The sequence below is a fragment of the Treponema bryantii genome (assembly GCF_900113965.1).
GTDB classification, from domain to species: Bacteria; Spirochaetota; Spirochaetia; order Treponematales; family Treponemataceae; genus Treponema_D; species Treponema_D bryantii_A.
In genome coordinates, this window is the sequence record NZ_FORI01000007.1 from 82617 (window position 1) to 105426 (window position 22810).

Below are 22810 nucleotides of genomic sequence, written 5' to 3' on the forward strand. Positions count from 1 at the left end.
ATGTAAGTACGATGTTATAAAAATACTTTTTTACGAATAAAATGAGGAATTCCTAATGTAAGAACATTTATATATGTGTATAGAAAGTTTGTACTAAAACGTCTTATTTCAGGGCGCTTAATCCATTCAATTGCATATTCATCTCCATTATCTGCTGCTTTCTGAATAAGTTTTTCCGCATACTCTTTGTCTTTTTCACATGCTTTCCCTGTATAATAAAAACATCCTAGACGATATGTACAGTATGGATCGTCAATGTTATAACCTTTTTCATATACTTCAAATGCTTTCTTTATGTCTTTTGAACATCCCCATCCAAATTCATAACAATTTCCTAAAAATTTAAATACTTCCGCTCCTGCATCGTCCTTGTATTTTTCAAACAAAGCGTGAAGTTTATTAAAAGCTTTATTTTTATTTTTTATCGTACCTTGACCATTAAGATCACACAAAGCAGAAAAAAATATGCCATCATCGGACCCCTTTCTTCCAGATTCCTCAAATAGTTTATATGCTTCTTGTGTATTTTTTAATGTTCCTAAACCATTATATTTACAAAAGCCTAACAAACGAAATACTTCTCCATCATCTGTATTAGAGGTATAAGCTGTTTCTAGTAATTTATAAGCTTTTTTCTCGTCCTTTTCACTTCCATTTCCAAACAAATAACACTCTGCCAATTCCGTTGTTACATCTATGCTTCCTTCATCATTTAAAAAGTTAAAGCATTTTAAAGCTTCTTTATAGTCTTGATTGCAACCAAGACCTTCTTTAGATAATAGACCAAGCATATAAATTGAGTGAATTGAAGGTTCTGATGAATATGAAGCTTTATTATAATACTTCCAGGAATTTTTAAAATCATTATTGTGATAATAAATATTTGCAATGGCATCAGAAACAAGTGAATCATTCGTTGTTTTTTCTATTTTTAATAAATCCTCAAGAGACATTTTTTCAAGTTGTTCAGGAGTATAATTAACAATTGTTTCTTCTGGTTGTAATGGCATTCCGCAATCAGGACAAAATTTCATTTCATCATTATCAATTTCTTTTCCACATTGTTTACATTTATACATATTCTGTTCCCCTGAGTTTTAATATCTATAATCTTTGCGTTTCTTAAAAAACCTGTTTCTTTCCGCAAAAACCACACCATTGAGCACCATCTATTTGTTTGCCGCAAAAAACACAGAACTTTGAAGTTTCAATATGACTCTCAATAGCCTTTTGAGAATTACATTCAATAAGTTCCGGAAGTGCAGAATAACATGATAATAATTCTACTCCTAACTCAAATAATGATACTTTTGATTTTAAATTAATTCCATAAGCAATATCTTCTTTTATTGCAATTTGCATAGCTTTGTTTACTGAACATTTTAATTCATTTTCCAATGCACATATAGGAGCTTTTAAGCGTTTTATACTATCGTAAAGTGTTGTTATTGCAACAAAAATAGGATCAGATAAAGTGTTGGCAATTTTTTCAGAAGTTAAAATCTTACCTTCTGAAATTTCTACTTTTATTAGTTGTTCTAGTTCAACTTCATCAATTCTAAGCGAATCCTCAATTAATAAATCAAAAAAATCTTCTAATTTAATATCATTTGTAGTACAAATCTCAGCATTTTTAAAAGCTCTTTTTAGAGACTTTAAATCACTTTCATTATATTGTTTTTCTTTATTCGCATGGAATTCTTTTATTATTTTCAAAAATTTTATTGTATCTGGAAGCTTTTTAATTTCATCATCAACTTTTAAATTTTCAATCCAAGTTTCAAGATGAATATTTGATTCTATTCTCTCTATTCGCTTTTCCAAATTGTTAAAGTTTTGGCTTGTTTTTTTTGCCAATTGGGTAATTGCTTCCTTCATTTCAGACTGATCTTCTGCAAGATAGATTAAATTATTCTTTACAGTAAGAATTGCATCAGCAGAAAGCAAATTTCTTTCATTTAATGCTTCAAGAGTGTTTAACGCATATTGTTTAAAATCATCAAGTTCTTGTTGAGTACCAGTAATTTTTCCATTACGAATAGCCAACTGGCTTTTTGTACTAATTATTGAATCAAAACCTTCTTTCATTCGTTCGAAAAAGCCAGAATCTTTAATTGTAGTTAAATTTTTCCCAAGTGCAGACAATACTTCTGTAGCATCTGTTGCACGTTGTAATATTTCAGCTTTTTTATCTTTTTTTTCCTCAATTTGTTTATTTGTTTCTTTCTTATTTTCCTCGGCTGTCATATAGTATTTCCTTATTATAATTTATTAATAGCGTTCCACATATCTGAATTCTTTTTTTTATCTTCCGAAGTAAGTTCTTTGAATAAATTGTCTGCTGCCACATTTTTATCAAGAAAATCTTGAAACAATTGATTTCCTTTTTCAATATTAGATTTTAATTCCTCAAAACTTAAATCGGCTTTATCAAATCCTGATTTCTCGTAATCTTCTATTGATACTAATCCCTTTTCCAAGCAATCAACAGCCGTACCATTAACAGCTTCTGAAAAATGTTCTGAGATAAATTTAATTTGTTCTAGATTATTAGAAATCTCAGCTCTACAAATTGCCTTAACTACTTTTGAAATTGATTTTCCAAAAGCAACTGTAACAGCTGTTGCTGAGGCTCCATACACACTTCCTCCTGCAACCCATCCAAGGGGGCCTAATGCTTTTGTCGCAAGTTTGAGTAATCCTGTAGCAACACCTCTACCAGCTGTTGTGAGTAAATTTCCAATAATTGTTGAAAAGCCAATAGTCTTAATCACTTGCTGAACATTTTCTAAATCATATATATTAAGAATTCGCCCCATTAAAGCTATTTCACTTGTAACTAATATTACGGAATCACCTATGCCTATATCAAATGGATTAAAACCAACGGCAAAAGCTCCAGCTGAATGTTGCGCAATTGCTTTATTTACATACTTTTCTTTTAGATTAATATGAATTTTCTGGTGTTTTACAAATGCAGTTTTATTTTTGTGAGGTAAGACTGATTCTGTCCATTCAATTAATGATAGAATTGAATTCTCACTTATATTATCTATTGTATGGCAAGGAATTGCAGAATTAATATTAGCAAAACTCCATAATACATCAATGTCTTGTAATTGCTTCTCGATTGATGTCGAGTCATCAATAAATACACAACAAGAGTTATAATAATCCTCTCTAAAAACCTTTTTTGCAAAATCTTCCATCAATTCAATAGATAAACCATAGATACCAATTTTTGGCATTTTGCTCTCTGTGTCAATTTTGTTCATGGCAGATTCTAGTTTTTCAAGTAATTGTTCTTCATTCAGTTTTACAGCCATTTTTTATCCTAGACTTATTTATATTAAAATAATTTTTCTCCGTTCTTTCCTCTGATTGATTCTTGCATTATATGCCCGTCTTGTTCTCTACCTGGAGTATTAAACATATCACCAATTTCTTTTGAAATAATTCCACCAATGCCTTGATTTCCTTGTTCCTTATAGGGAGTTCCTCTAGTTGTTTTATATCCAGATGCGTTAAGATGCTTAGCTATTTCTTCAGGAGTAACATAATCACCATCATTTATAGATTGCTTGCATAATCCTAAAATTAATTCTCCAACCTTACCCATAATTACAATCATCCTTCTCTTTCTAACAGTTGAAATCAATAAATATATTATAACATACATTCTTCTATAGATAAATTAATAGAATAAAAAAGTGAGAGTTATGTATTAAGTAAACGTAATTTAAGCCAAGGTTTCAGCTTATAATGAAAATCAGTATCAAAATCCGTCAGTTCTCTCTTAAGGCAGAAATACTTACGGATCTTGTTTAATTCTCTTTTCTTAAGCACTCCATGCAGAATTGTAAAACGACCTGTGTCTTTATGGAAAACAACACGGCCACGGGGAATGTAAAAATATTCAGAACGGAGTGGTTGTGGAAGTTCTGATAGTTTTCCTTCTGCTGCAAGTTTATCCCAAAAATCTGCATGGTCAGAAAGTCCTATAATACAGTCTCCGTAGGTATGGCCTTTTTCAACTTCTATCGGATCGACAAAGAGGATATCATCATAATAAAACCACCAGATTCCTACTGAAGGCTTTGTACAACACTGCACATCAAACTCCTTTTCCGGCTATAAACACACGATGCCAATTATTCATAAGACTGCGGATATTATCTTTGCCTACGACATTTGAGCTCTGAATATCATACTGAGGGATATCAAGAGTATGCGGCTTTAAGTTTTTCTCATCCCCCTTATGATTCTACACCGAATTCTTTCTCATGCTTTTTGAAGAAATCTCGATATAGTTTGATATTCTGTAGTTCTGTCCATTTTTTCTGCGTAACTGGATAGACATCTAAATCATATATTTTTGAACGTTTCATGGCTAATAAGAAAGGAGAGTGAGTTGCTATAATAAACTGACAATTACATCCCATTGCACTTGCTTCAATGTATTCTGCAAGTTGTATTTGCTTTTCGGGAGAAAGGCTGTTTTCAGGTTCGTCAAGAAGATAAAGAGCATTGTCATTTATCTTTTCCTGAAAATACAATAAGGCACTTTCTCCGTTTGAATGCTCTCTAGGATTATCAATAAAATTGTGACGTACAAACTTTGATTTTAACTTTTTAAGTATTGTCATATTTCGATCAAAAGCTTCAACGCTCTTTGGATCTTCAAAGTCAACCTTAAGCAAATCACTTCGTTTAGTTCCATATTTTACCTTGTTATACTCTGTAAATAGCTGCTCCCGGTTGAAATCAACTTCCTGATTCATGGATCTTAGATTGAGCATATAGTTGAATACATCATCACTCGCAATCATCATGCTATTCTTTGGAATCTCCTGGTCCAAATTATATTCACAAAATTGAAGGTAGGGCTTGAAAAAAGGGGTTTTATTATATAAAGCAGTTCGAGCGATTCCTGTTTTTTCTGCAATTATATTTAATAAGGTTGTTTTTCCGGAACCATTACCACCATAGAAAATTGTTATTGGAGTTGAAAAACTTATTTGCTCAAGCTGTTTATCTGGGAAAATATCGAAAGGATAATATGAAGAATAGCAATTCATCGTCGGCATATACCCACCTATAATATCTTCGCATTTTGCGTATTCCCCGGCTAAATATTCAATTTCCTTATCTTTTGGAGTCAGATAAAAAGATTTTATGTATCTCATGATAGTTCTCTTTGTAAATTACAGAATACAATGAGAACGCTATCATTTTATGAGAGTTATTAAATTATAATGAAAATCCGTATCATAATCTGTCAGTTCTTTTGGAAGGCAGAAAAACTTGCGGATTTTGTTTAATTCTCTTTTCTTAAGGCCACCGTGCAAAACTGTGAATCTTCCGGTGTCCTTATGGAAAACAACACGACCTCGAGGGATATAAAAGTATTCGGAACGAAGGGGGTGAGGGAGTTTTCCCAGTTCACCACTGGCTTCAAGCGAATCCCAAAAATCAGCGTGATCGGAAATACCTGTAATACAGTCACCGTAGGGGAGGCCTTTTTCAACTTCTATTGGGTCAGCAAAGAGAATATCATCATAATAAAACCACCAGATTCCAACTGATGGCTTTGTACAGTTCTGCATTTTAGTCTCCCTATTTACCGGCTGTAAAAACCCGATGCCAGTTATTCATCAGGCTGCGAATGTTGTCTTTGCCTACGACGTTTGAGCTCTGGATATCATACTGAGGGATATCAAGATTGTGAGACTGGCAGTACTCGACTACAAACTTTGCGCAGTCATAACCGGTCTTTTCCTCGCCCAGGTCATGGTCAAAGCAGATAATATCCGGAAGACCATGCTCATTTATAAAGGCGCAAAAATCACCATAGTTCTTTACCCAAGAGATATCATAGTCGCCAGTGACGTAATCTGCCGGATTTCTGAAATCATCAAGCCATAAAAGTTTCTTCATCTTCCTACTCCAATTTGCCAGTCTTGAATCCCAGAGAGGTTATAAACAAAGGGATTACGAACAAAACAAGATAGCCGCTAGAGAGCATGATATACTGATTCAAGGCATCCTTCCAATACATGTTCAGATCCAGGATTCCGACACTAGTTCCGCCGGCCGCAGCAACAACAAAGAGAACTGCAAAAGCAGCGATAGTTCCTATCAGAAATTTTGCAGAGCCATCCATAGAACAGTGATAATCAGATTCAGCCTCAACCTTTCTTTTCTGGTCGTTACCTTCTTCAATTGTGATATATTTCTGCTCAACTTGTCTGTTAATATCAAGGAGCATTTGACTCATTCTGTCCAAGCAGAAGTTTGCAGCAAGAGACTGAGATCTTTCAACATGTAGTTTGCAAAATAATAAGAGAGATGTACAGAGCATAAGGGTAGTGAAGAAGCCACAGACATAATTCTCTCTGCAAATCCACTGGCCGATAATCAGCACAAGCGGGATATGGCCATCAAGTGTATTAATCGTGAGGAAGGTTCGTGTTGTTGCAATGGCAATTCCGCAACTGTATACAGAACTATACAGTACAAGCCGCGGAAAATAATATGCAATCGCGGTACTGCTGAAAAACTTTGATAGAAAAAGACATAATGAAAAGCCTATATTAATCACAATAAGCACCTGAATCAGCAAAACTGGCAGGGGTACAAAAATTAAAACCAGGGCCAGTACCAGCATTGCAAATGGCAGAGCATCTTTTAGTGTGGAAATAATCTTATTCATCGTTTTACCTCTAATATAGTAATACACAGCGACACTATCATTCAGTGATATTTTCTAAAAGTTTTTTAAACGACAACTTTAATGCGCCTCACCGAAATCCTTCGTACAATAAAATCATCACTACCATAAATTTTTTTTAGAATTTCTTCTCGCTATCACTAAATGATAGTTTCCAAATGTATATTTATGTGTGTAGAACGAGAGGTGAATGATTATGGAACAGATGAACGAAAAGAAAATCAGATGGAACATTTCGAAGGCTATGGCTTGTGTATATCAGGCTTTGAATAATTCAAGGCTTAAAATCAAAAAGACAAAACAGTACACAAGCGCAATGGAAAACCTTAAGGCTCTTTATAAGCTTAATCAGACTCAGGTATGGCTCCTCTGTATTATCTGCGAACGCTATTTCGAAGATGATGACAGCACCTCTATGAAAAATATTGCTTACACCATTGCAGTTCCGGTTATGACAATTATGAGTTGGAATAAAGAGCGGGATAAGCTGGAAGAAATGGGATTTCTCGAACACCGGGGCAGCCACAATGCAGTTCAGCCAGTAAGTGAGTTTAGGGAAAGTCTCTGCAACAATGTAGAGTTTATTCCTCAGGGAAAAAAGGAACTTGATGAAATTGAATTTCTCAGGACTTTTGCAAGAATGTATGAAGACCGCCGCGAAGAAGAAAAAAGTGCCCGTGTGATTCAGAGAGAATTACGCCACTTTGAAGACAATAATAAAAATCTCAAAATGGTAGAACGGGTTATGGCCGAAGTAAAGCAGGCTGATCATCGTTTCTTTCTTTATGATGTGACTCATGACGTTATAAAGGGTGATGAGTCCGGCTTAAACACTACTATTTCAGACTTATATGATAATGAAGACCGATTTACTGTTGCTCAGCAAATGATGGAAGAAACTCATGAACTTTTCGAAAGGGGCTTTCTGGAATTCTCTAAAAAAGGAAACATGTCTGAAGCAACCATAACTCTGACAGATAAAGGCAAGAAGCTCGTTCTCGGCGAAAAGGCTTTCCTTTTTGAAGATTCCATCAGCGACAAAAATCTGATTAAAACTGATTCTATCAAGGAAAAGCGGCTCTTCTACAGCAAGGAAAACCAGAGGGAAATTGACCGCCTCAAGGCTGCCCTCCAGGAAGAAAAACTGAAAGGCATTCAGAATCGTCTTAGGGATGAAGGTTTGCCGGTTGGTGTTGCAGTATTGCTTTATGGAGCACCAGGCACCGGCAAGACTGAATCTGTAATGCAGATTGCAAAAGAAACCGGCCGCTCTATCGTTCACGTTGATATCAGCGAGGCAAAGTCAGCCTGGTTCGGTGAAAGCGAAAAGCGCATCAAAAAGATTTTCACAAGCTACAGAAATGCCTGCGAGCTTGCCGAGAAGAAGGGCGAACTCATGCCGATTTTGTTGTTCAACGAAGCCGATGCCCTCATCTCAAAGCGAAAGGAGGATACCTCCGGTAACTGCGCCCAGACAGAAAACGCTATTCAGAACATCATCCTCGAAGAACTCGAAAATCTGAAAGGCATTTTTATCGCCACAACAAACCTCGCCTCAAACATGGACTCAGCCTTCGAACGCCGATTCCTCTTCAAAATCAAGTTTGAGAATCCTTCTACGGAAGCAAAGACTTCCATCTGGATGAATAAACTGGACTGGCTCGACAAAGAAGCAGCCACCGAGTTCGCAAGGGACTACGACTTCTCCGGCGGCCAGATTGATAACATTGTAAGAAAGATTGCGATGAATGAAGTTATCTCTGGAGAACGTCCGGCATTGTCTGATATACATGATATGTGTAAGTGCGAAAAGATTGATAATCCAGATGGTACAAGACGAATGGGCTTCTGTTTGTAGGAGGGACTTTAATGCAGAACTTTTATATTAACAGTGTGAAAATTGACTGGTCGCAAATCAGTAAGGATTCTTATTTACGAAAAATAAAGGCTATAAAGAAACTGGAAAAGTTTTCCTTTGAAAAGCCAGTAACCATATTCTCTGGAGAAAATGGCTCTGGAAAATCAACCCTTCTTGAAGCTATTGCAAAGAATTATGGCTTTAATGAAGAGGGCGGAACCTTAAATATGAAGTTTGAAACGTATAATGATACTTCTGAATTACATAATGCTATAACTCTTGCAAAGGGTGGAATGAAACGTTTCGGATATTTCTTTAGAGCTGAAAGTTTTTTCAATGTAGCTTCGGAATATGAAACGCTTAGAACTCTTCCAGGAGGGGCAAAAACACCTGAATACCATGCAATGTCGCATGGTGAAAGTTTTATGGAATATATCTCTGGCTTTGATTCTCCGGGAGTATTTATTCTCGATGAACCAGAGGCAGCCCTCAGTCCAAATCGACAAATGGAGTTACTATTGTTCATAAACAAGATGATTCATAAAGGCGCTCAATTCATCATTGTTACACATTCTCCAATTCTTCTGTCGTTCCCTAACGCTGATATACTTAATTTTTCAGAAGAGGGTCTGAAAAAGATATTTTATGAACAAACAGATTCTTATAGAATCATGGAATTATTCATAAATCACAAAGAAAGTATCCTTAATAATTTGCTGAAGGATTCATAACAGGAACAGATTATGATTTATATTACAGGTGACACTCACAACATTGAAGACATGTCGAATCTCTCATCAAAAAACATGAAGCTCTGTTGCATGGAGCAGGGTGTAGCTTTTCATGATATTACAGCTGCCATTGTACTCGGCGATTTTGGATTGCCCTGGAGTTCCGATTGTGAGATTGATGAAGCTGGAATCCACCCAACCGATCACACTGACCGATATCTTCTCAAATGGTACAACCAAAAGCCATTCAATATTCTGGCAGTGATGGGTAATCATGATAATTATGATGTTATCGAAAGGCTGCCGGAAGTTGAGATGTTTGGAAGCAAAGTTCTGAAAGTGAGTGATAATGTCTTCTATCTCAAACGCGGCGAAATCTACACCATCGAAGACAAACGTTTTCTTGTTCTTGGCGGTGCAATGAGTGATGACAAAGCCTGGCGCAAACCACACGAATCCTGGTGGGAACAGGAGGAGTGGAGTGAAGCAGAAAAGGCTGCTTGTCTTGAGAAGATAGGGCAGTGTGCCAGTAGCTTTGATTACGTTCTGTCTCATACTGGTCCGTCAACTGGCATCGCTCTTACTGATGATTTCTTTAGTAATGAAGAGAACTTGAAACAGCTTCTGCGAGATTCAAATGTTGTTTTCAATGATAAACTAGACTCCTTAATCTCATATAAGAAATGGCTTTTCGGGCACTGGCACAGCGATTGGGGATATGAGAATTACAAAGAGTCAAAGTATATGCCGCTTTATCATCAAGGGATTTTGATATGACAAGAATTGTAAATAGAAATTAAAAAAAGTTAGTTAGTGTTTAAGTTCTTCGAAAATATAATCAAGAAATTCTTTAGGATTAGACACCTTTTCATAAACAGTTTCATAAGGAATTTTTTTCATAAGCTTGTCATTTGCATGTTTTTCCCATTTATCCATATCACCTGAGAATTTGTTTGATGGGATAATAATTCTTATATCCAAAGAATCACTAAAATTATCTTTTGGGAATATAACTTGGAACCAATTATCGGGTTCATCAATTTTGCTAAATTTTATTACATTTGGATATGAATTCCAGTTTATACTAATACTATCAAAGGGTTTCAAATAAATCATATTATCATTATTTCGCGCAAAATAATGATAAAAATTATTCTTAAGAGGACCTGGACGTTTACATTCAGGATATAAACTTTCTCGCAAATTCTCAAAGTATGAAATAAATTCGTTATATCGTGTACTACTTTTTTTCAATTTATTTTCAAAATCCATTATTGAAAAATAGCATTCAGCTTCATTTTTAATGTTTATTATTCTTGATTTGTCAATTTGAAATAATGAAAGTAAATCATTATTTATGGAAGCGAAATACTCTTTTTCTCTTTCACGTAATCCAAATCTTCCGTCTAGATAATCGATATATTGAATCAAAGCGGATTTCAGATATATTTCTTTTGAAAAATCCATGTTAGTTAAAATATCTTTAAACATCGGAAGCAAGTCTTCTTTATAATTTATTTCTATGTATCTACCAGAACTTTCATCCGTAATTGAAAGAAAAGTTTTAGCTTTGTCTGTAAGACTTACATCTGAAGCTTTTTTAATTCCATTGTCTGTAAGATATATTACGTAAATACTATTTAAATCAATATTACCCAATTTCGGATTATTTGCGGAATTAATATATCGTTCAATTTGGTTTTGCTGATCTTCAGCCCATTGAATCTTGTTTTCGATAATTATTGCTTTTTTATCAGTTCTAGAACATATATAACCATCTATTAATTCCCATTGTTGCCAGAATTCTGGATTCGAAAATCTATTAATCCGATATACTGCATCCAATTTATTATTGAGTAATTCAATAAATTTATTAAGAATAGAATAATTACCATATCTTGAGAATTCTAAAAGTTTCATCAAGATTCTTGTATGTGCATTTTCATTTGCATGGAGTTCATCAATAAGATTTATATCATAGGCTTTTTTTTGTTTATTATTTGAAATGATTTTTTCCATTTCAGAATAAAAGTCATTTTCATTTGGTAGAATCATATTGCCATCCTTATAAAATGTGTAACTTGTTATATTCTATTTTCCCGAATAATAATCCAGTACCTTTCTCGCAAACTGGTAAGCGTTTTTGATGTCTGTGTTGTTTTCAAAATACTGTTTGCGGTAGACCATGCGGCCGTCGAAGAAGTCTTTGATTTCCTGAATGGTGATCTCTTTGATTTTTGGTGAAGATATCAGCTTGGTATACACTGAAAGCATAACGGCAAAGTCATTGAGCAGCGGAACTTTCATGCAGCTGGAAATTGTTCCGTTGCTGATTCCGATGTTTCCGCTCAAGAGTTCAAAGTTAGTCTCCAGATCAGATTTAAAGCCTTGCACTGGTTTGAAAGAAGAGAGCATGCAGACATTGTGAGCGCAGGCATTTCGGATGCGGCGAACCGATTCAAAGTGCTTTGTATACTCGCACTTCATTCGCATAAAATCGTAGTAGAAAGAATAGAAGCTGATAAAATCTGCAAAGGTAATCATTTCAACAAAATTCCAGACTGCCGGAGCGGCGGCGTATTTGTCAAAAGAGTTCTCTCCATAACCGGTTATTCTGCTGAATTGCGAAAGACCATCTTTGATTTTCAGATGACTTTCAAGAAACTTCTCTACAACCTCATAACCATCATCAGCCGGATTATTCTGGCAGTCGTTTACAAGCTTCACCTTAAGATAGTGCTCAAGATCAATCGTCATTTTAAGCAGAAGTTTTCTGAGGAACATATCAATCGTAGAAAGCTCTACAAGGTGGCCAAAATCAAGTCCGATATATTTTCCGCTCTTAGTCTGCTCCGGACAAGTCGAACAGTATTGTTTGAGGCGGAAGAAGAAATTATTCTTCTCAAGGAAGGCCTTGGCTTTTTCTTCATCCATAAGTGTGAATGTAATACCGAGTTCGTTTTTGCAGTAGTCGATGATTTCAGGAACAGTAAGTTTCGGGGATTTTGTGATGGTATTTGTGTCGTTTTTGGACATGGGGAACTCCTTGGTTAATTATATCACGGAAATTTGTATTTTGAATAAACAAAAATGAAATCTCTATCAGGGATTGATAGTCTTTCCATGTGATTTTATTTATGTAAAAGACTTTTACTCATGATATAATGAAAAACGAGGTGAAGTTTATGGCATTCAAAGAGTACTTAATAGAACTTTCTAAAAATAATAATATTTATTTGAATGGTTATAGTATATGTCTATACAAGAAATTTCTGTCTAATGCATATATTACTTTTTGTTTTGATACCATTGGAATTCAACATAATAATCGAATTTGTTCTATTTCTTATGAAGACCTATCAAAATTGAAAATTCAATATAATACAAAGGGGTTATTCTTTTCAAAGAATGTTATTTCCCTTGTTTTGAATGGAAAAATTATAATCCAAGATTTAGAGCCAGAATCAGAAAATATCATTTCAACCATAATTAAATCAACTGATTCACCTATATATTCTTCTCCTAAACAAGATCTAGAAGATTTCAATAACTCAAATAATTCTGATTTTAAATTGCCTATTACACCAATCGGATACGAGTTTATTCCTAAATTTTCGTTTCTTGAACAATTCAATAAAACAGAATTAGGAAAAATGATAATAAAGCCATTGCTTAATTATGAAATAAAATCCGCTGCTAGTTACTTTGAATTCATCAAAACTATTGCTGATACTTGTAATAATAAATTAAAATGCTTCTTCTTGGCCTATGGTAATTGTTATAATACTCCCGTCTTGGTTTTAAATATTTCCCATATGTGGTATTTATACAAATCAGATAAGTATACAATTTATAATGAAGATGACCTAGATTTCTATATTGAAGAAAACCATTATGGAAAATTTGCATATCTTGCAGAACAAACTGACCCTCCAGAACTTTTAGTCGAATTTGATAATTTTGACATTTATGATGATTACCTGGATTCCATCTCTCTTGAATATGACTATGATTTATTTCATCCAACAGAAGAATATGATGATGATTACGAAGACGGTGATTATGATGACTCTGATGATGATGATTACGTAGACGACGATTATGATGACTCTGATGATGATTACGAAAACGACGATTATGATGATTCAGAGGATGACTACGAAGACGACGATTATGATAATTCAGAGGATGATGAATCAAATGTGAATGATTATGATGAAGAATATGAGGATTCTTATACCAATAACTATTCAGATAATGAAGAAGAATTATGTGATACTGATTTACAGAGGCTAGAAGAAGAATCTGAGTTTGCAGATAATATTATACGAGAGAATGAACTAAATAAAAAAATTAGAGAAGAGAATCCAGATTTAATTGTCACTTCAGATGGTTCCTATCCTGGTTATTATAAACAAAAACGTAAAATAGCAATTATTGGTCGTGAAGACCGAGGAATGGATGGGGCAGATTATAATGAAGTAATGTATGAAGCTTATAAAGAACATAAGATACACGTAAATGGAGGAACAAAAACACCATCTCAACATTCAACACATCGAAGAATTTTAAAATATGCAAAAGGGCTTGAAGATAATCTTGAATTTTCAGAAATCAATAATGCAAATGATTTGGCAGATGAACTTGGTGAAAATGATGGATTCTCGTTTGCATATGTAAATGCATCTAAGGCCTCAAATATGAGAGATGATAGCCAAACTCTAAATGTACCGCAATATAACGATTTCATAGAAAGGAATAAAGAAAAAGGATATTTGGAAGAACAAATGCAAATCTTAGAGCCTGATATTGCAATAGGTATGAACCTTTCTCAAGAGACTATTGATTGCTTAGGTAATGTGACTAAAATTGCAGAAGAAGGAAGCTCAACCTTATATGAAGTTGAAACAGAAAATGGTCAAACATATGATTTTATTAATTTAGGGAGTCATTTATCTTCTCCTCGAGTTGATGAAGAAGGTTTATATAACGAGGCGTTGAAACTTAGTAGAAAGAAAAACAAATAACATGAAGAAAAACATATCAAATAGAATTATAGCATTTTTTTTATTACTACTCTTTGAACTTAATCTGTGCTTTTCTGCCACCTATTCAGGAACTTCATATTCTGGTAAACAAAATACCCCAGTTACATATGCAGGAACTCCAATAGAACCTTTTGAATATGATGGAGAACTCCTTTATCCAATAAGCTATAGTGGAAGTGTAATAAACGGTGTCTATTATGAAGGAATTGATTTAACAAACTATAAAATTACCACACTTAAAATTACTGGCAAAGAAACAGATGCTGACATTTTCAATGAATCAGTTCCCGCTGAATACCGTGTAAATTGGAAAAAAGTTTTAGGAAAATATGCAGTTGGTACAACAGTCATAGTTATTACAGGGGTTGTCTCCTTGTGCTCTGGAACAATACCTTTGGCAACAGCCGGATACATTGCAGCTGGGGCCTTTAAGGGGGCTATCACAGGTTCCATAATTGGAGGAGCTGTTGATGCTTTTATTTCTGGAACCTTGTCTTTCATAAAGGGAAATCCAAAAGAACAAATCTTTAAAGAGGCTATTGAGGCATCTGCAGATGGCTTTATGTGGGGCGCAATAACTGGAGCTGTTGCCGGTGGTTTTAAATCGGCAAAAGAATTATCAAAGGGAATCCCTGTTCTTAATTCAAAAGGCAAAATTCAATACGTTATAGATTCTTCTACAAATCAAGTTTATTTAGCAAAAGGCAGTGAACTAAAAGGACAAGTATTTAATGTTAAAGATAAAGCGGGAAATTATAAGTTCTTCTACGATAAGAATAATTCACTCTATAATTTTGATGGGAAACTTGTTGCAGATAAATGGTATCAAAAGAATAGTGGGATAATATCAAACAAAAAAACAAATCAGATTATTGGATATATAGATACAAAAGGTAATTTAAATATCGACGATGATATTTATATAGCCTTAAAAAACGATATCCATTCAGTCCCATATAAACCTGAGAAGGAACTTAATAAATTTAACATACATCGCGAAACCGGAGTTTCATATCACAAAAAAATAGTGAAAGACATTGATGGAGTTCAATACGAAGGGATGTTCCCAATATTTGAAACACCTTTCGAAGCCCAGATACCAACGAATCTTTATTATGCCACAGATAAAAAACAATTCGAGGAGTCTACTCGACAAATCTGTAAACTTTTAGAGTCTAAACCTAAATTAAAAAAACAATTCACAAACGAACAATTAAAACAGATTTACAATCTAGAAACACCATCTGGCTTTACCTGGCATCATACTGAGGACCCTGGAAGAATGCAACTTGTTAATACAAAAGTCCACGCAGACACCAAACATACAGGGGGACGTTATATCTGGGGTGGAGGAAAGAGTAAAAGGAGATAATCAATGAACTGGAACTATGTAAAACCTACGACAGTTGAAAAAATTTCTCATGTTGAAAAGATGATTGATGCTCACTTACCTGAGAATCTAAAAACAATTGTCCTGTTAAATAATAACGGAAGGCCTGAGAAAGATTGTTTTGATACTGAAATCAATCAAGGTGTGCAATTCAAACAGTTATTATCTTTTAATGAAGATGATGTAGAAACTATTTATGCATACATCGATTTTATAAAAAAAGAAAAGATATTTCCTTTTGCTGATGATCCATCAGGAAATCTTATTTGCCTAGATAAAGAAAAAATTATATTATGGAATCATGAAACCAATGAGAAAGAATTTATTGCAGATTCTTTAGAAGATTTCATTAACAGTTTGTATGAATAAGTATATTTTAATTTATTCAAACTAATAGATTATTAAGAGGTTCATTTCATGAGAAAAATCTGTAGTTGCGGTTTGTTATTGTTAGTTATTATACTTCTTTTTTCTTCTTGTAAAGGGAAGGATACGAAGTATTCTTCTGTTTATGAAAAACAACAGGCGACTTATATTGAGCAATTGGAAGAGGCTTCTATTCCAAAAAATGCCAATAAAACAGGAACTATCATATTAGTAATCATTGGAATTGTAATCGGTGGCATAATTGGATATTTCGTATGGGCCTCTCCTTTTGGAGATTTTGTAGTTGATATTGCTCTAGAAAGTCCTTTACCTGCAGTGTTTTTTTATAGTCTTCATTTTTTAGTTTTCATTTCACTTGGAGGATTTCTAGGTTTTAAAATATCTAATCTGTTTTTCCGTTCTATTTCCAATGAGTATATTAATGTTGAAACATCATTTGTCTTTTCTCAACATGATGGAGAAGAAATACGAACTCTTATTTATGGAACTTCTGCAAATGAAGATGCAAATAAACATTTTCTTCCACGATTTTCATCTTCTCAAGAAGTTCAACTAACAATAGAGATGAAAACTTCAATGTTGAAAAATAAAATAAAAAAAGTTTCAAAATACCAACAATCACCTGAAATTCTTATACCAGTAGAATTAAAAATTTCAAAAGGGGATAATATTTCATATAAATATGATGGTGGTATTCAAAAAGATTATTATACTGAAGAATCAAATTCTCAGGGCGAAACATGTTATAAATTCTTTATAAAAAATAATCCAGAATTAAAGCCAAATATCAAATTCCTTTTTGAACCAAAAGATATTGGTGAAGTTCAAATAGACGTCCTCTACGGAACTCCAGAATACAAAATGGTAGACAGTAGTTGTGATATCGCTCAGACCATTAAGTTTATTGAAGAATAACCATTAGAAAATTGTTTGATTTTTATATTGGTATGCGTTATAGTAACTGAGAAAAAGGTAAGTATTGATGCAGCACTATCAATTACAGTATTTGCTAGTATCATATTTGCCGGAGAATAATAGTATGAATTATTCTATTGTTTCTGCTAAGAAGAATTTAGTGGATTTATTGAACATCGGAGTATACTTCTCTGATAATTCAATACTTGTAATTGCTTCTTTAAAATTTGATTCTTCAGATTCGAATTTTGAAAATAATAAAAAGCAGTTTCTTCAAGAAATTCATGAAATGATTGGAAAATAAAGATTCATGATTCAAAAGAGGTACGGTCTCTGTGCCTCTTTTTTTATTTTCCCTCACGTTCAAGTTTCGCAGCCTTATCTAGAAGGCTATAATCAACTTCAACATCAAAGCCTGCCATTTTTGCCATCACAGCAACATTGTATTTCCAGCGGGTAACAAGTGATTCTGGAGCCAGAGGTTTAGCATAAGCTTTATTCTTAAAAACCCAGTCTAGGACACGCATATCTTGAGCAGAGGTAAAAGTAACGACAGTTCTTTCGTAGCCTTCTTCGTCAATATCATCTGTAAAAACCTGATCCTCAGCCCAGTTTCCTAATTTGATTTCTGGAATTGCATCCTCGTAAAAAGCAATTTTATATTGTCGTTCTGCATAGCGGGTGAAAGCACCAAAATGACTTTTTCCAGTATGATTCTTAAATTCATAATTCTCAGGAAGTTTAAAAGTGATATCTGTCTCAAGAATATCATACATATCATTTATGTTATAAAGACGTACGGCTTTCTTTTCTCTAAGATAACCAAACAACAAACTCTTTCCTTCATCAATCAGAAGCTGATATGGTTCAACATGAAGGACAGTTTCTTCCAAATCAGAATCCCAGTTATTATTCAGGTATCGGAATTTTAATACATGATTGTTCGTTAGTGCTTCACAGATTTTTTTCCAAATAACCGCATTAATTGGCTGCGTTGTATTGGTAGTTGGAGCTAAAGCAATTCTTGAAAGAAGAGGGGAGTCTACCTGTATCTTGCACACATTGTTTAAGATATCTTCAATCTCTGCATAAAAAGGAGTATTTTCAAAATACGTGAGTAACAATTTCGCAGATGAAAGAATACTTAAATTATTTCCCAGAATTGTATCTTCATAAGGGAAGCGCCACGGTCTAAAACCTTCATAATAGTATCCTCCGTACCGACCTTCATACAATAATGGAGCATCCATCTTATACAACTCTTCGATATCTTTGTATACAGTTCTTAAACCACAACCAATTTCCTTTGCAATATCTTCCGCTTTAGGTTTAGTTCCTCGAGATATCATTTGATGGATTTTATATAAACGCTGGATTTTATTTAATGAATTTCTTGTTTTTCCATACATAATTTTTCACTTCCAAATCAATAAATAAATAAAAATTCTTTTTTAGAACTGCACATACTGTGCAGTTCTAAATTATATACTCTAGTTATACATTCGTAAAGAATGTAAATACAACTTATTTATGGAGGCTTTTATGAAAAAGCAGTTTAGAAAACTTAACATTAACTTTAAGTATCACAACAAGAATTCAGATTTTGATGGACTTGAAATTGGCCTTGAATTTGATGGCAGCACACTTGATGATGGCAACTTCTCAGATTCACAAATTTCTTATGATGATCAGGACTTAATCGAGGAGGATTCAGATGATGAGTAAGATTGAAGATGAGTTCAAGAAGGCTGAAATGTATCAGTTATTGAAATATCCCAAATTGAGCGGATGCATTCGTGATGGAGTGCTTTATCCAGAAGCTTATAAAGAATCACCACTCAAGATGATGATCATTCTAAAAGAACCTTTTGATGAATGGGATGAGATAACACAATCACCTGTTGGCGGAGACTTCTGCTTCGAAGACGTAACTAACAATTTAGAGGCCGAATATTCAAAAGGTCTGAATAGAACCTGGCTTAAGGTTGCAGCCATGGCCTATGCAATAAAGAACAATACTGAATATACAGAAGACTTATCTTTGGAACAGGTGAGAGAAGGACTGTCATGTATTTGCTGGATTAATCTGAGTAAAACACCATGGAAAAATCAGTCTGATATTAAAGATATAAATTATCTTGCGAGAGTTGCTGATTGGGAACCTGTAGTGAAGTGCCAGTTAGAATCCACAGACTTTAATCTGATTTTCTACGGATATACATGGGACTGTTCTATGCTTAATCCTATCGAACCTAAAAATCGTTGGGATTATACAAAAGTGAAGGATAAGCAGGATTACAATTATTCTTCGGCAACTGGAAAGAAATATGGTATTCAGATCTTCCATTATCAGGGGTCAAATAAAATTATCGTAAACGGATATCATCCCGAGTTTGGAAACAGTGCTTGCTGGCAAACTGGTTTCATTCAAAACTACATAAACAAGTATGGTTTATAAAACATTTTCGTTTAGTAAGGAGGACTTTATGTCAAACGAAGATTCAGGACTTTTTGTAATACTTACAGCAATTGGTGGTGCAGTAATTGGGGCACTTGGAGGAGCTCTTATCATGAATACTGACACAGGAAAGAAAACAGATGCTCATTTATCAAACGCATATAAAACAGTTAAGGATAATATTCCTGGAAAGAGGCTCTGTAATTCAGATGTTATTCAAAAGTGAAAAATAGAGAGGAAGAAATTTTTCTTCCTCTCTATCAGGAAATGATAGTGTTGTCATTCATAATACAATCAATAGGAGATAATATGGGTAAGAAAAAGAATTTCAAAAGGGCAGTGTATACACTTATGCTTATGCTGTTACTTTCTCTCTGCAGCTTCCTAACCGGTTTCATTGTAAACAAAGCCATGATTTCAAGAATCGAAGAAAAAATCTTCACGGCATCTTACATCAATCTAGATCAGGAGGACTATTCAGAATGGCAAAGATAAAGAAGAGTGATATCGCTCTTGTCCGAACAGTATTTTTAATTCTTTTGTCTCTTGTAAGTTTTATTGCAGGCTTTTCTTTCAGCAATAAAAAGAACTCGCAAAAAAGGAATCCGAATGTACCACGTATAAGGAGCACTCCAGACAGATCCTTTGGAGTTCCTCAAAACCAGACAGCTATGTTTTTTCTTGAACCAGAGGTGACCGACTAATGCGTAAACCTTTTACCCATGAACAGGAAACTGAATACGGAATCAAAATGAACGGAAGTCCTCTCGACGGCGAAGAGCTGGAAGTTCTTCCATACGAAATGACACGCGACATCAAGACAATCCTCTGCTACGACTATGAGGACGGAAAGCCATGGCATGACGTGACTTGTGTTATGGAAATTATCTTTCATAACAAGCACCATGAAATTAAGCGTCAGGATGAGCAGAGAATCCGTTTTCTGTATTTCCATCCGACGGACCTGCTGGAAGATGTTGGAAAGTTGAATACATTTGAAGCAAACATATCATCTCTAACCGCCATCAGGATGGATTTGACTGGCAGTTACTTTCAACATGATTGCAAGGATGATGATATTGCTCTTGATGATTTTGAAACTTTCAACTGCAATATCCAGCACAAGAAGCATTTCCATCCGGAGAATCCTGAAATGCCGGATGACTAAAGGGGAGTGAAAGCATGCATAATACATCTTTTCATGACAAAGATAGATATGAATATATTTTTCGAAAAGATCAGATTGATAAAGATTTTGTCTGGACTGACGACAATATAAAACATCTGTATAAACTTAATGACGACATCACTAAATTACAAAATCAGCTTGTAAATCAAATGAGAGCTGCTTACGACTTATTTTCTAAGCTTGAAAACTCAGGACTGTCTTTTCTTCATGGATTTAAGATTGTTGGCAATATCGGTTTTATGAAAGAAATTGTTGAAGAATTATATTGCGCAGAAGATATGACCGATGAACAGAAAGCCATCGTAAAAAAATGGGAAGGTATTGAGTATTATTCAGCGAAGGAGATAGATGCCTGGCAGTTGGTTTTTGATTCAGAAATAAAAGACTTCTTGCCATTATCAAAGACCAGAATCAATGAAAAGCGACATATATGGAACTTGAAAAGTCCACTAATTGATAATCTTTTATATTGTAGTTACTTTGCTCATTTCCTTGATTTCAATTCAACTTTTAGTAATGCTGACTTGATTGAATGTACGGTCAAAGATTTCTATCCAGAAATAAAAGTAGTTGTGAATCATAATGTCAGTGAACTGCGTGTTTTCAGTGTATATCATCCTGCCCGCTATTATGGATTTGACTTTAATCGATGTCTTCTGGAAAACAGAAAGGCCGCTCTGAATAAAAACTTTGAATGGAATGATGTTAATATCCAGAAGTTAATGGATGTAAACAGTTGGATTTGGAAACGAACTGATGAACTAAAATCATATATGACAGAACTTAATGCAGTGTTCCATATTCTCTCCGAAACTGAACCAGAGTTTGCGAATTATTCGATAGACGGACAGATTGAATATCATGGCAGCGAGGAAAATGACATTGCAACAATTGAGCTCCAGCAAGAAATGAGTAAGCATGCAACTTTTGAAGACTGGAACTTAGGATTATCGGAAACTCAGCAAGAAATAGGGGATGAAATTCATAAGGATGAAACCATAAACTGGAATAGGGAAGTTTACTGGCAACATCTCTCCGAGAATCAGAGAAAGGTGTATTTTCATTACTTAATGCATACACTTTTTGTTGATGGTGATGTTTACAGTTTCCAGGATTTAGTCCGAATGCGCGAAGAAGATTTTAAAGTGTGCATGAGTATAGAGTGGGCAAAAGACTAAACCAAAAATCTCTCCGCAATATCACTAGATGATATTTCCGATGTGTATAATTATCATAAATCGTTTATAAAGTCTGGAGGCTTATATGTATAAATTTATCGTAAAGCATATTGTAACGATAGCAAGTATTTTTCCAGTAGCACTGTTGTTCATTCCGCTGCCTGAACTCGCGCTGAATATTGCGTACATACTGCTCTGGGGATTATGTATGTTCCTGATGGCTATTGTACGTAGTAGTAATGAGAAACTGCTGCCGCTGCCACGAATGATTCTCTTTCTGTCATTGGCTATACTTGGTATCGAAATCTCTTATACAAGAATCATTCTTACATATGAAATGCATATCCGTATGAATCCGGAGACCTGTTTCAAGTTTATGTACATCATCAATATCATAGTAGCAGTTACACTTTTAGGCCTTTCTTATCATTTTGTCATAAAGAGGGGGACTAAAGCAGCAGAAGTTACAGCCCGATTTGCATTAGATACTATGAATCAAAGACTTTTCGATATTGATAATAAACTTAATACTGGTGAAATAACAGAAGAAGAGGCTGAACAGCAGAAAGAGAAGGTCAGACAGGATATTGATTTTTTCTGCAACCTGGATGGCAGTTCTAGATTTCTGGCAGGTAATATGAAGGCCCTGATATTCATTTATGTGCTTTCAATCGTGGGCGGCTGTTTATATGGAGTTCTTAAAAACGCTTATTCAATTCAGGATGCTCTGAACATCGTCAGTCTTCCTGCACTGCTGTCTACAATCTGCGGTTCAATGTGTATAACAATTCTTGCCTCATGTGTAAGCTACAGTCTGATGAACGCAAAAGAATCACAGTGACACAATCGTCCCGTTTATTGCTATCTACATACTGAGAGACTCGGCATACTTGTAAGTTATGCCGAGTTTCGTCCCATATAGTTTA

The 22810-nt window shown here is 34.5% G+C and carries 28 protein-coding genes; 16 read left to right on the forward strand and 12 right to left on the reverse strand.

All coding sequences use genetic code 11. From position 1 onward, the window contains the following. Positions 1–14: 14 nt before the first annotated feature. The 9 genes from BM161_RS09795 to BM161_RS09835 all read right to left on the reverse strand — a co-directional run bounded on the left by BM161_RS09795 (position 15) and on the right by BM161_RS09835 (position 6712). On the reverse strand, positions 15–1079 hold the full coding sequence (locus tag BM161_RS09795; protein ID WP_074932286.1) for a tetratricopeptide repeat protein: 1065 nt from the start codon (positions 1077–1079) through the stop codon (positions 15–17). 43 nt (positions 1080–1122) lie between these two features. Beyond that, complete coding sequence (locus BM161_RS09800) at positions 1123–2247, reverse strand: hypothetical protein (protein ID WP_074932288.1); 1125 nt, start codon at positions 2245–2247, stop codon at positions 1123–1125. A gap of 14 nt (positions 2248–2261) precedes the next feature. After that, positions 2262–3326, reverse strand: coding sequence for a hypothetical protein (locus BM161_RS09805; protein ID WP_074932289.1), 1065 nt, complete (start codon positions 3324–3326; stop codon positions 2262–2264). Positions 3327–3349: 23 nt separating this feature from the next. Further along, on the reverse strand, positions 3350–3658 hold the full coding sequence (locus BM161_RS09810) for a hypothetical protein (protein WP_143090538.1): 309 nt from the start codon (positions 3656–3658) through the stop codon (positions 3350–3352). A gap of 59 nt (positions 3659–3717) precedes the next feature. Next, positions 3718–4113 carry a hypothetical protein gene (locus BM161_RS09815; RefSeq protein ID WP_074932292.1) on the reverse strand — a complete coding sequence of 132 codons (396 nt, stop codon included), beginning with the start codon at positions 4111–4113 and terminating at the stop codon, positions 3718–3720. 143 nt (positions 4114–4256) lie between these two features. Further along, positions 4257–5186, reverse strand: a complete 930-nt coding sequence (locus tag BM161_RS09820; protein ID WP_083425761.1) for an AAA family ATPase — start codon at positions 5184–5186, stop codon at positions 4257–4259. Between the two features lie 42 nt (positions 5187–5228). After that, a complete protein-coding gene (locus BM161_RS09825; protein WP_074932294.1) occupies positions 5229–5606 on the reverse strand; it encodes a hypothetical protein in 378 nt (125 codons plus the stop codon). A 10-nt stretch (positions 5607–5616) separates the two neighbouring features. Next, the gene (locus tag BM161_RS09830) at positions 5617–5937 is read right to left on the reverse strand and encodes a cyclic-phosphate processing receiver domain-containing protein (protein ID WP_083425762.1); all 321 of its coding nucleotides are present in this window, start codon (positions 5935–5937) and stop codon (positions 5617–5619) included. Positions 5938–5941: 4 nt separating this feature from the next. After that, positions 5942–6712 carry an FHIPEP family type III secretion protein gene (locus tag BM161_RS09835; protein WP_074932295.1) on the reverse strand — a complete coding sequence of 257 codons (771 nt, stop codon included), beginning with the start codon at positions 6710–6712 and terminating at the stop codon, positions 5942–5944. 214 nt (positions 6713–6926) lie between these two features. Here BM161_RS09835 and BM161_RS09840 point away from each other — a divergent pair, with 214 nt between their 5' ends. The 3 genes from BM161_RS09840 to BM161_RS09850 are packed head-to-tail and all read left to right on the forward strand — an operon-like array spanning position 6927 to position 10096. Next, a complete protein-coding gene (locus BM161_RS09840; protein WP_177206230.1) occupies positions 6927–8588 on the forward strand; it encodes an ATP-binding protein in 1662 nt (553 codons plus the stop codon). A gap of 11 nt (positions 8589–8599) precedes the next feature. Next, the gene (locus tag BM161_RS09845) at positions 8600–9319 is read left to right on the forward strand and encodes an AAA family ATPase (RefSeq protein WP_074932299.1); all 720 of its coding nucleotides are present in this window, start codon (positions 8600–8602) and stop codon (positions 9317–9319) included. A 12-nt stretch (positions 9320–9331) separates the two neighbouring features. Next, positions 9332–10096, forward strand: a complete 765-nt coding sequence (locus tag BM161_RS09850) for a metallophosphoesterase family protein (RefSeq protein ID WP_074932300.1) — start codon at positions 9332–9334, stop codon at positions 10094–10096. 33 nt (positions 10097–10129) lie between these two features. Here BM161_RS09850 and BM161_RS09855 read toward each other — a convergent pair whose 3' ends face one another. After that, positions 10130–11374 carry a PD-(D/E)XK nuclease family protein gene (locus BM161_RS09855; RefSeq protein ID WP_074932301.1) on the reverse strand — a complete coding sequence of 415 codons (1245 nt, stop codon included), beginning with the start codon at positions 11372–11374 and terminating at the stop codon, positions 10130–10132. Positions 11375–11410: 36 nt separating this feature from the next. Then, the gene (locus BM161_RS09860; RefSeq protein WP_074932303.1) at positions 11411–12355 is read right to left on the reverse strand and encodes an Abi family protein; all 945 of its coding nucleotides are present in this window, start codon (positions 12353–12355) and stop codon (positions 11411–11413) included. Between the two features lie 149 nt (positions 12356–12504). On the opposite strand from BM161_RS09860, the gene BM161_RS09865 reads away from it, so the two are divergent. From BM161_RS09865 to BM161_RS09885, 5 genes are all read left to right on the forward strand, one after another. Beyond that, the gene (locus tag BM161_RS09865; RefSeq protein WP_074932304.1) at positions 12505–14346 is read left to right on the forward strand and encodes a hypothetical protein; all 1842 of its coding nucleotides are present in this window, start codon (positions 12505–12507) and stop codon (positions 14344–14346) included. A 1-nt stretch (position 14347) separates the two neighbouring features. Continuing rightward, positions 14348–15739 carry an HNH endonuclease gene (locus BM161_RS09870; RefSeq protein ID WP_074932305.1) on the forward strand — a complete coding sequence of 464 codons (1392 nt, stop codon included), beginning with the start codon at positions 14348–14350 and terminating at the stop codon, positions 15737–15739. Between the two features lie 3 nt (positions 15740–15742). After that, positions 15743–16126, forward strand: a complete 384-nt coding sequence (locus BM161_RS09875) for an SMI1/KNR4 family protein (protein WP_074932307.1) — start codon at positions 15743–15745, stop codon at positions 16124–16126. A 48-nt stretch (positions 16127–16174) separates the two neighbouring features. Further along, positions 16175–17059 (forward strand): hypothetical protein, encoded by an 885-nt coding sequence (locus BM161_RS09880; protein ID WP_074932309.1) that lies wholly within the window; start codon positions 16175–16177, stop codon positions 17057–17059. Between the two features lie 124 nt (positions 17060–17183). Then, a complete protein-coding gene (locus tag BM161_RS09885; RefSeq protein ID WP_074932311.1) occupies positions 17184–17363 on the forward strand; it encodes a hypothetical protein in 180 nt (59 codons plus the stop codon). A gap of 43 nt (positions 17364–17406) precedes the next feature. Here the strand turns inward: BM161_RS09885 and BM161_RS09890 are convergent, their stop codons facing one another. After that, positions 17407–18408: a helix-turn-helix transcriptional regulator gene (locus tag BM161_RS09890; protein ID WP_177206231.1), complete on the reverse strand. Its 1002-nt coding sequence runs from the start codon at positions 18406–18408 to the stop codon at positions 17407–17409. Between the two features lie 193 nt (positions 18409–18601). On the opposite strand from BM161_RS09890, the gene BM161_RS09895 reads away from it, so the two are divergent. The 8 genes from BM161_RS09895 (at position 18602) to BM161_RS09930 (ending at position 22725) form a co-directional block, all read left to right on the forward strand. Continuing rightward, positions 18602–18784, forward strand: coding sequence for a hypothetical protein (locus BM161_RS09895; RefSeq protein ID WP_074932315.1), 183 nt, complete (start codon positions 18602–18604; stop codon positions 18782–18784). Then, positions 18774–19517 carry a hypothetical protein gene (locus BM161_RS09900; protein WP_074932316.1) on the forward strand — a complete coding sequence of 248 codons (744 nt, stop codon included), beginning with the start codon at positions 18774–18776 and terminating at the stop codon, positions 19515–19517. The genes BM161_RS09895 and BM161_RS09900 overlap by 11 nt, the downstream gene beginning before the upstream one ends. A gap of 28 nt (positions 19518–19545) precedes the next feature. Next, entirely contained in the window at positions 19546–19743 is a 198-nt protein-coding gene (locus tag BM161_RS09905) for a hypothetical protein (RefSeq protein WP_074932318.1), read from the forward strand. 131 nt (positions 19744–19874) lie between these two features. Beyond that, positions 19875–20012 carry a hypothetical protein gene (locus tag BM161_RS14390; protein ID WP_177206232.1) on the forward strand — a complete coding sequence of 46 codons (138 nt, stop codon included), beginning with the start codon at positions 19875–19877 and terminating at the stop codon, positions 20010–20012. Next, positions 20000–20221, forward strand: coding sequence for a hypothetical protein (locus BM161_RS09915; RefSeq protein WP_074932322.1), 222 nt, complete (start codon positions 20000–20002; stop codon positions 20219–20221). The genes BM161_RS14390 and BM161_RS09915 overlap by 13 nt, the downstream gene beginning before the upstream one ends. Continuing rightward, positions 20221–20685 carry a hypothetical protein gene (locus tag BM161_RS09920; protein ID WP_074932324.1) on the forward strand — a complete coding sequence of 155 codons (465 nt, stop codon included), beginning with the start codon at positions 20221–20223 and terminating at the stop codon, positions 20683–20685. The genes BM161_RS09915 and BM161_RS09920 overlap by 1 nt, the downstream gene beginning before the upstream one ends. A gap of 14 nt (positions 20686–20699) precedes the next feature. After that, the gene (locus tag BM161_RS09925; RefSeq protein ID WP_074932325.1) at positions 20700–21884 is read left to right on the forward strand and encodes a hypothetical protein; all 1185 of its coding nucleotides are present in this window, start codon (positions 20700–20702) and stop codon (positions 21882–21884) included. 85 nt (positions 21885–21969) lie between these two features. After that, the gene (locus BM161_RS09930; RefSeq protein WP_074932327.1) at positions 21970–22725 is read left to right on the forward strand and encodes an FHIPEP family type III secretion protein; all 756 of its coding nucleotides are present in this window, start codon (positions 21970–21972) and stop codon (positions 22723–22725) included. Positions 22726–22810 lie beyond the last annotated feature (85 nt).

What these genes read in the sequence shown, in the direction of transcription:
- BM161_RS09795 (WP_074932286.1), bottom strand. Translation starts at nt 1,079, where the DNA reads ATGTATAAATGTAAACAATGTGGAAAAGAAATTGATAATGATGAAATG.
- BM161_RS09800 (WP_074932288.1), bottom strand. Translation starts at nt 2,247, where the DNA reads ATGACAGCCGAGGAAAATAAGAAAGAAACAAATAAACAAATTGAGGAA.
- BM161_RS09805 (WP_074932289.1), bottom strand. Translation starts at nt 3,326, where the DNA reads ATGGCTGTAAAACTGAATGAAGAACAATTACTTGAAAAACTAGAATCT.
- BM161_RS09820 (WP_083425761.1), bottom strand. Translation starts at nt 5,186, where the DNA reads ATGAGATACATAAAATCTTTTTATCTGACTCCAAAAGATAAGGAAATT.
- BM161_RS09825 (WP_074932294.1), bottom strand. Translation starts at nt 5,606, where the DNA reads ATGCAGAACTGTACAAAGCCATCAGTTGGAATCTGGTGGTTTTATTAT.
- BM161_RS09830 (WP_083425762.1), bottom strand. Translation starts at nt 5,937, where the DNA reads ATGAAGAAACTTTTATGGCTTGATGATTTCAGAAATCCGGCAGATTAC.
- BM161_RS09835 (WP_074932295.1), bottom strand. Translation starts at nt 6,712, where the DNA reads ATGAATAAGATTATTTCCACACTAAAAGATGCTCTGCCATTTGCAATG.
- BM161_RS09840 (WP_177206230.1), top strand. Translation starts at nt 6,927, where the DNA reads ATGGAACAGATGAACGAAAAGAAAATCAGATGGAACATTTCGAAGGCT.
- BM161_RS09845 (WP_074932299.1), top strand. Translation starts at nt 8,600, where the DNA reads ATGCAGAACTTTTATATTAACAGTGTGAAAATTGACTGGTCGCAAATC.
- BM161_RS09850 (WP_074932300.1), top strand. Translation starts at nt 9,332, where the DNA reads ATGATTTATATTACAGGTGACACTCACAACATTGAAGACATGTCGAAT.
- BM161_RS09855 (WP_074932301.1), bottom strand. Translation starts at nt 11,374, where the DNA reads ATGATTCTACCAAATGAAAATGACTTTTATTCTGAAATGGAAAAAATC.
- BM161_RS09860 (WP_074932303.1), bottom strand. Translation starts at nt 12,355, where the DNA reads ATGTCCAAAAACGACACAAATACCATCACAAAATCCCCGAAACTTACT.
- BM161_RS09865 (WP_074932304.1), top strand. Translation starts at nt 12,505, where the DNA reads ATGGCATTCAAAGAGTACTTAATAGAACTTTCTAAAAATAATAATATT.
- BM161_RS09870 (WP_074932305.1), top strand. Translation starts at nt 14,348, where the DNA reads ATGAAGAAAAACATATCAAATAGAATTATAGCATTTTTTTTATTACTA.
- BM161_RS09875 (WP_074932307.1), top strand. Translation starts at nt 15,743, where the DNA reads ATGAACTGGAACTATGTAAAACCTACGACAGTTGAAAAAATTTCTCAT.
- BM161_RS09880 (WP_074932309.1), top strand. Translation starts at nt 16,175, where the DNA reads ATGAGAAAAATCTGTAGTTGCGGTTTGTTATTGTTAGTTATTATACTT.
- BM161_RS09885 (WP_074932311.1), top strand. Translation starts at nt 17,184, where the DNA reads ATGAATTATTCTATTGTTTCTGCTAAGAAGAATTTAGTGGATTTATTG.
- BM161_RS09890 (WP_177206231.1), bottom strand. Translation starts at nt 18,408, where the DNA reads ATGATATCTCGAGGAACTAAACCTAAAGCGGAAGATATTGCAAAGGAA.
- BM161_RS09895 (WP_074932315.1), top strand. Translation starts at nt 18,602, where the DNA reads ATGAAAAAGCAGTTTAGAAAACTTAACATTAACTTTAAGTATCACAAC.
- BM161_RS09900 (WP_074932316.1), top strand. Translation starts at nt 18,774, where the DNA reads ATGATGAGTAAGATTGAAGATGAGTTCAAGAAGGCTGAAATGTATCAG.
- BM161_RS09905 (WP_074932318.1), top strand. Translation starts at nt 19,546, where the DNA reads ATGTCAAACGAAGATTCAGGACTTTTTGTAATACTTACAGCAATTGGT.
- BM161_RS14390 (WP_177206232.1), top strand. Translation starts at nt 19,875, where the DNA reads ATGCTGTTACTTTCTCTCTGCAGCTTCCTAACCGGTTTCATTGTAAAC.
- BM161_RS09915 (WP_074932322.1), top strand. Translation starts at nt 20,000, where the DNA reads ATGGCAAAGATAAAGAAGAGTGATATCGCTCTTGTCCGAACAGTATTT.
- BM161_RS09920 (WP_074932324.1), top strand. Translation starts at nt 20,221, where the DNA reads ATGCGTAAACCTTTTACCCATGAACAGGAAACTGAATACGGAATCAAA.
- BM161_RS09925 (WP_074932325.1), top strand. Translation starts at nt 20,700, where the DNA reads ATGCATAATACATCTTTTCATGACAAAGATAGATATGAATATATTTTT.
- BM161_RS09930 (WP_074932327.1), top strand. Translation starts at nt 21,970, where the DNA reads ATGTATAAATTTATCGTAAAGCATATTGTAACGATAGCAAGTATTTTT.